Origin of the sequence: Mesorhizobium sp. M7A.F.Ca.CA.003.01.2.1, from assembly GCF_003998945.1 — a bacterium.
GTDB classification, from domain to species: Bacteria; Pseudomonadota; Alphaproteobacteria; order Rhizobiales; family Rhizobiaceae; genus Mesorhizobium; species Mesorhizobium ciceri.
Map to the genome: position 1 here is coordinate 1 of NZ_RZRA01000262.1, position 6,053 is coordinate 6,053.

Sequence of the window (6,053 nt, forward strand, 5' to 3'; positions counted from 1 at the left end):
CGGTCATCTCGACTCAGGCGCTCCTTTCGCAGACGGGCTTATCAACTGGGTCACGGCCCGTCGAGCGTGCATGACCGCCCGCGGCGTGTTGCGCACAACTGTGCAGGCACCGTCTGGAGGGGTCATCAGCCGATGCCTGGCGCAAACTTTGGGTTGACCCCTTCGGACCACGAGGCGACACTCCTCCCAACGCTACGAGTGCGAGGAGGAATGCGATGGACGAGCCCGAACGGTGGCGCCACATGTCGACGGCGCCGAAGGACGGCAGCCGCATCCTGGTCACTGTGCGTCCGTCCGAGCAGGGACCGGCGGAAGTCGACCTTGCCTATTGGTCGCGTGCCGACCAGTTCGCCTCGGAAGGCTGGCGCGCGTCGGACTCTTCGCCCGGGCGCGTCATCGAATACGCCGACCCGGAACTGAAATGCTGGATGCCGCTGCCCACCGCCAACCTTAGCCGCGCGTCGATGCCGGCGCCCTGGGAAGGCGAAGACGCCCAGCAGTTGGATGGGTCCGGGATTTGAGGGGCGCAAGAAATTGGCGAAAGCCGCAAAGCTGCCAATCTCCCCCCTCGTGGGGGAGATTAGCAGTTTCGTTGCCAGCTCGTTAAAACTTGCCTCTCAGAACAGGAACGCGGCTGTGGCGGGGTTGGGTCCGTTGCGGCCCTCGGGCGAATCCATGCCGCGGATCGTCTGCAGGTCCTGCGCATCCAGTTCGAAATCGAAGACATCGAAATTGGCGGCGATGCGATCCCTGCGGATCGACTTTGGAATGACGATCAGCCCCTCCTGGAGATGCCAGCGGATGATCGCCTGTGCGACGGACTTGCCATGTTTTTTGGCGATGCCTGCAATGGTCGGATCGCCGAGCAGCCGGCCGCTGCCCAGAGGGCTCCAGCTTTCGATACGGATGTCGTGCTTGGCATGAAAGTCCCTGACACCGCGCTGCTGGAACTGGGGATGCAGCTCGATCTGGTTGACGACGGGCGTCACACCGGTCTCGCCGATGATCCGCTCCAGATGGTCCTGGTTGAAGTTCGAAACGCCGATCGATTTGATGCGGCCGGCCTGCCTGAGTTCGACCAGCGTCTTCCAGGCCTCGACATATTTGTCCTGGCTGGGCACAGGCCAGTGGATCAGGAACAGGTCGATCTGTTCGACGCCGAGCTTCTCCATCGTCTCGTCGAAGGCGCGCAAGGCCGCATCGCGCTGGTGCGCGCCGTTGCGCAGTTTCGAGGTGATGAACAGCTCAGCCCGCGGCACGCCGGCACTGCGGATCGCCTCTCCGACCCCTTCCTCGTTCTGATAGCCTTCGGCGGTGTCGATCAGGCGATAGCCGGCCTCGATGCCCCAACCCACCACGTCGGCGGTGATGTCCTGGTCGACCTGCCCCCCACCGAGGCCGAGTTGGGGAATGGCGGAGCCGTCGTTCAATGCAATCTGTTCGGGCATGGTGGGCTGTTCAGGCATGAGGGATCCTTTGCAAAGCTGGGCCGGGCGTCCGCCCGGCGCACAGCCTATCTAGGTCCGACAAGGGGCAACGGCCAGCCGACAGCGGACAAATTGCCGTGTGAAGTGCGCCTGCAAGTGTGACTTCGGCGTCGGCCGCATCCTCACCGCGGCCGGCGCACCGCCCGCACCACCCCGGCGGATGTGCTGCCGCAATAAAGGCGGTCGCCGCCATCGGATTCCAGCCCCGACACGCCCATCCCGGCCGGCATGTCGAGCTTCTCCAGAACCTTGCCTGATTTCGGGTCGACGCGGCGCAGGTCGCTCTGGTCGCCTTCCCAGGTGGCGTGCCACAGCTCGCCCTCGACCCATGTCACCCCGGTGACGAAGCGGTTGGATTCGATGGTGCGCAGGATCGCACCGGTTTCCGGGTCGACCTGGTGGATCTTGCGTTCGCGGTATTGTCCCACCCAGAGCGTTCCTTCGGCCCAGGTCAGCCCGGAATCGCCGCCACCACCGGGCGCCGGAATAGTCGCCAACACCTGGCCGGTATCAGGGTCGATCTTCTGTATCAGGTCGTTGGCAAGCTGGAAGAAATGCTGGCCGTCCCAGGCGGTGCCGGCATGCGCCGCGACATCGATCGAGCGCAGGTTCTGCCCGCTCTCCGGATCGAAGGCGTTCAGCTTCTCGCCCGAGGCAAACCAGACATTGCTGCCGTCAAAGCTCACCCCATGCACCCTCTCCACATCGGCAAAGGGTCCGTATTCGCGCAGGATTTCGGCCGTTGACTGTTTCATGTCCTTGTCCTCATTGAGATCCGATGTCACTTCCTAACCGTTCGGCAGCGGGGCCGGGAGTAACAAGGTGGTCGTGAATCCCACCAGTGGAGGCGTCATCCAGCGGCGCGCCCGGCCGTGACCGAAAAACTGCACCTTGCCGGCCTCGCCAAGCTGCTCCAACGCCCGCTGCACGCTGCGCTGCCCGGTGCCAAGCGCCAGCGCCAACGCCGAACTCGCCCAGGATTCACCGTCGGCAAGGAAAGCCAGCACCGCCGCGTGCCGCTCCTCGATCGGCCGCGCCAGCACCAGCACCTCGCGTGCCTGGCGCGGCGCCAGCGCGAAGCCCTGGCTGGTGGCGCCGATGTCGGCCAAGCCCCGCAATTCGGTGCGCAGCCGGCCGATCTCGACCCGCAGCCGCGCCCGATGCGATTCATCGGCGTGCCTGCCGCCGAAGGCTTGCGCGATCAGCGTCGCCCTGGACACATCGCCTGGCCACGCTTCGGCGAGCGTACGGGCCAGCGCGAACAGAACCGGGCGCGTGGCCAGCGAGACCGTTTTCTCCTGTTGGCGCACGACATATCGGAAATTATCGACCAGCAGCGCCGGCGACGCCTGCAACGCCTCGACGTCCTCAAGCAGCAACGGGCGCTGCTCGCCAGCCGCGATCAGCCGCGCCGCCGGCGTGTCCAGCGCCAGGAATGCGCGGTCGACTTCAGCGATGAGCCCCGCAATGCCGGCCTGGCGGGCGGCGTGGCGTGCCCACTCCAACGCCCTGCGCGCCGGCTTCGTCTTGAGGCGCCGCATCGCGATGCCGGCGACGGCAAGTTCGTGGGCGGCGCGCGAGGCCGGCGGAAGCGGTGCCGGGTCGAGCCCCGCCAGCACGTCTTCGGCCTCGTCGAGACGGCCGATCAATAGCAGGCGCCGCACCTTGAGGTGGCCGGCATGCGCTGCGTTCAGCCGGTCGCCATGCTTTTCCAGCGTCGCCCGCGCCGCATCCAAAGCCTTGGCCGGCCAGCCGAGATCCCGCGAGACCAGCGCGATCTCGGCCTCGGCAACGACGCATCTGGCACGCGCTACCGCCTCTTTCGGGCCGAAGCCGCGCGCGGCACGCCGCAGCAGCGCCTTGGCGCGATCGAGATCACCGAGCTGCGCCATGGCAATGCCGCGCAGCGCCAGCGCCGGCGGGTCTTCGCGCAAGGCGACGCGATCCAGCGCGCCGAGCGGGTCGCCTCCGGCCAGTGCCAGCGCAGCCGCGGTGATCAGCGAATCCATTCAAATCCCGTCACACTTGTAACTCCCACCCTTGTGCGTCGCCGCCCTAACTTAAATCCGTACCGTCAACCGGCAAGCCGCATCGGCAACTATCGGCAACGCGCGGCACGCCAAGGGAGAACCGACAATGCCAACCGACACTCCTCTCCACCCGGCCGAAGGCACCGTGAGGATGCGCCACCCCTGCTGCGACGGGCCGGCTCCTGCAAATCCCGTCACACTTGTAACTCCCACCCTCCCGCTTCACCGCCCTATTCTGGCTGACAGCAAGCGACAACAGACTGGCAAAGGAGACGACCAATGACCAAGCACATCGCAATGAAGACCCCGCCGATCGTTTCGAGGCAGGACTGGGAAGCCGCCCGCGAACAGATGCTGGTGAAGGAAAAGGCAACACTGCGCGCCAAGGACGCATTGGCCGCCGAGCGCCGGCGCATGCCGTGGATGGAAGTCGACAAGGCCTATGTGTTCGAGGGACCGAACGGCAGAGCGAGCCTGCTCGATCTGTTCGAAGGCCGCCGCCAGCTGATCGTCTATCGCGCCTTCTTCGAGCCCGGCGTGCATGGCTGGCCCGATCACGCCTGCCGCGGCTGTTCGCTGGGCGCCGACCAGGTCGGCCACCTCGCCCATCTCAACGCCCGCAACACCACGCTTGCCTACGCTTCGCGTGCCCCGCAGGCCGACATTGCGCGGCTGAAGCAGCGGATGGGCTGGCAGATGCCCTGGTACACAATCACTGACAGTTTCGACAAGGACTTCGGTGTCGACGAATGGCACGGCCACAACGTCTTCATCCGTGACGGCGATCGCATCTTCCGCACCTACTTGATTAACAGCCGCGGCGACGAAGCGATGGGCACCGTCTGGAGCTATCTCGACGCGACGCCGCTCGGCCGCCAGGAAATCTGGGAGGATTCGCCCGAAGGCTATCCGCAGACTCCACTCTACTCCTGGTGGAACTGGCACGACAATTACGACGCCGGGGCCGACAAGAAATGGGAAGAAGTGTCTGCTGCCGGCGAGGCCGCATTCCGCGACAAGGGCGAGCAGTAACGGTTGTCCAGTCTGGGTTCCTCTCCCCACTCCGTGGAGAGAGGAACCTGTCGTGGCTGGCATGATCATCAAGGATCAAGGCGATGAGCGATATCCACACAGGTGCCGGCAGCACGATCCCAGAAGCCGCCACCCTCGGGCTGGCCGACTGGCTTTGCCTTGCCGCGGCACCGACCTTCGCCGTGATGGCGCTGCTCACCTGCATCTTCAGCGGCGATGCGGCCATGCAGTGCATGGGCACCGACGCCTCGCCCCTCACGGGCATGGCTGCGATGTATCTGCTGATGAGCGCCTTTCATCTGGCGCCCTGGCTGCGGGTGATCTCCGGCCGGCAGGCCCGCTAGGCCCTTCCAATTCTAGACACCCCACACATCGGAGAAGACAATGAGACTGGTCAGGCTGAGAGCGCCGGGCGGCTTGGGCAATCTCGACCTGGTCGAGGAAGATCCGCCCCAACCAGGGCCGGGCGAGGTGCTGGTCAGGATCCGGGCCTGCGCGTTGAACATGCGCGACGACTTTGCCGTGCAAGGCAAGATGCCTCTCGCCGACGGCCGCGTTCCGCTCTCCGACGGCGCCGGCGAAGTGATTGCCCTCGGCGACGGTGTCGATGCACTCAGGCCCGGAGACAGCGTCGTCAGCGTCTTCTATCCCTGGTGGCTGCGCGGTGACATGACGCCCTGCACCCGGCGCGATATTCCGGGAGACAGTTTCGACGGCTTCGCCAGCGAGTATGTCTGCATGCCGGCGCATGCTTTCACCAGGGCACCGGCAGGCTATACGCATGTCGAGGCGGCGTCGCTCACCTGCACGGGCGTTACTGCCTGGCGCGGCCTGATTGTGTGCGGCAAGGTGAAGCCGGGCGACGCAGTGCTGGTCCTCGGTTCGGGCAGCGTATCGCTGTTCGCGCTGCAATTCGCCAAGGCCGCCGGCGCCCGGGTCATCGCCACCTCATCCGACGAGCAGAAGCTGGAAAGGCTCAAGCGCCTCGGAGCCGACGCCGTCATCAACTACAAGTCCGTCCCGGACTGGGGCCGCAAGGCCAAGGATCTGACGGGCGGGCGCGGCGTCGATCACGTGATCGAGGTCGGCGGACCCGCCACGCTGGCGCAGTCGATTATCGCCTGCCGCACGGGCGGTCACATCGCGCTGGTCGGCGTCCTGACCGGCTTTGCGGCGGAAGTGTCTATCCCAGCCCTGTTTTCCAACCAGATCCGCATCAGCGGCATTTCCATCGGCAGCCGGGCCGACCAGGAGGATATGATCCGCGCGATAGAGTCCAACAGGCTGAAGCCCGTCATAGACCGCCACTTTCCGCTGCAGGACATCGCCACCGCCTTCGCTCATTACGAATCCCGAAAGCATTTCGGCAAGGTCTGCCTTGACGTTTGAGCGTTCTCCGCCAGCAGCACGATGAAGGGGACCGCCGGGGCCGCGCCTCGTCGTGATCCTGCCTAGGTCGCGATGTCGTTGACCGGCAGCAGGGGCTTGGGAAGGTCGCTCTCGC

Annotated in this window: 7 protein-coding genes; 4 read left to right on the top strand and 3 right to left on the bottom strand. The window is 65.6% G+C overall.

Annotated features, from left to right (window positions below):
- The first annotated feature begins 215 nt into the window (after positions 1 to 215).
- Positions 216 to 521, top strand: coding sequence for a hypothetical protein (locus tag EN969_RS13080; RefSeq protein WP_013530714.1), 306 nt, complete (start codon positions 216 to 218; stop codon positions 519 to 521).
- A 96-nt stretch (positions 522 to 617) separates the two neighbouring features.
- On the opposite strand, the gene EN969_RS13085 is transcribed toward EN969_RS13080, so the two are convergent.
- The 3 genes from EN969_RS13085 to EN969_RS13095 all read right to left on the bottom strand — a co-directional run bounded on the left by EN969_RS13085 (position 618) and on the right by EN969_RS13095 (position 3,496).
- A complete protein-coding gene (locus tag EN969_RS13085; RefSeq protein ID WP_127419165.1) occupies positions 618 to 1,466 on the bottom strand; it encodes an aldo/keto reductase in 849 nt (282 codons plus the stop codon).
- A gap of 143 nt (positions 1,467 to 1,609) precedes the next feature.
- Positions 1,610 to 2,242 carry a PQQ-binding-like beta-propeller repeat protein gene (locus EN969_RS13090; protein ID WP_013530712.1) on the bottom strand — a complete coding sequence of 211 codons (633 nt, stop codon included), beginning with the start codon at positions 2,240 to 2,242 and terminating at the stop codon, positions 1,610 to 1,612.
- Between the two features lie 33 nt (positions 2,243 to 2,275).
- Entirely contained in the window at positions 2,276 to 3,496 is a 1,221-nt protein-coding gene (locus EN969_RS13095; RefSeq protein WP_063168582.1) for a hypothetical protein, read from the bottom strand.
- Positions 3,497 to 3,796: 300 nt separating this feature from the next.
- On the opposite strand from EN969_RS13095, the gene EN969_RS13100 reads away from it, so the two are divergent.
- The 3 genes from EN969_RS13100 to EN969_RS13110 all read left to right on the top strand — a co-directional run bounded on the left by EN969_RS13100 (position 3,797) and on the right by EN969_RS13110 (position 5,938).
- Positions 3,797 to 4,549: a thioredoxin family protein gene (locus tag EN969_RS13100; protein WP_013530710.1), complete on the top strand. Its 753-nt coding sequence runs from the start codon at positions 3,797 to 3,799 to the stop codon at positions 4,547 to 4,549.
- 83 nt (positions 4,550 to 4,632) lie between these two features.
- Positions 4,633 to 4,893, top strand: coding sequence for a hypothetical protein (locus EN969_RS13105; RefSeq protein WP_024501661.1), 261 nt, complete (start codon positions 4,633 to 4,635; stop codon positions 4,891 to 4,893).
- 40 nt (positions 4,894 to 4,933) lie between these two features.
- Positions 4,934 to 5,938 carry an NAD(P)-dependent alcohol dehydrogenase gene (locus EN969_RS13110; protein WP_063168583.1) on the top strand — a complete coding sequence of 335 codons (1,005 nt, stop codon included), beginning with the start codon at positions 4,934 to 4,936 and terminating at the stop codon, positions 5,936 to 5,938.
- Positions 5,939 to 6,053 lie beyond the last annotated feature (115 nt).

What these genes read in the sequence shown, in the direction of transcription:
- EN969_RS13080 (WP_013530714.1), top strand. Translation starts at nt 216, where the DNA reads ATGGACGAGCCCGAACGGTGGCGCCACATGTCGACGGCGCCGAAGGAC.
- EN969_RS13095 (WP_063168582.1), bottom strand. Translation starts at nt 3,496, where the DNA reads ATGGATTCGCTGATCACCGCGGCTGCGCTGGCACTGGCCGGAGGCGAC.
- EN969_RS13090 (WP_013530712.1), bottom strand. Translation starts at nt 2,242, where the DNA reads ATGAAACAGTCAACGGCCGAAATCCTGCGCGAATACGGACCCTTTGCC.
- EN969_RS13110 (WP_063168583.1), top strand. Translation starts at nt 4,934, where the DNA reads ATGAGACTGGTCAGGCTGAGAGCGCCGGGCGGCTTGGGCAATCTCGAC.
- EN969_RS13100 (WP_013530710.1), top strand. Translation starts at nt 3,797, where the DNA reads ATGACCAAGCACATCGCAATGAAGACCCCGCCGATCGTTTCGAGGCAG.
- EN969_RS13085 (WP_127419165.1), bottom strand. Translation starts at nt 1,466, where the DNA reads ATGCCTGAACAGCCCACCATGCCCGAACAGATTGCATTGAACGACGGC.
- EN969_RS13105 (WP_024501661.1), top strand. Translation starts at nt 4,633, where the DNA reads ATGAGCGATATCCACACAGGTGCCGGCAGCACGATCCCAGAAGCCGCC.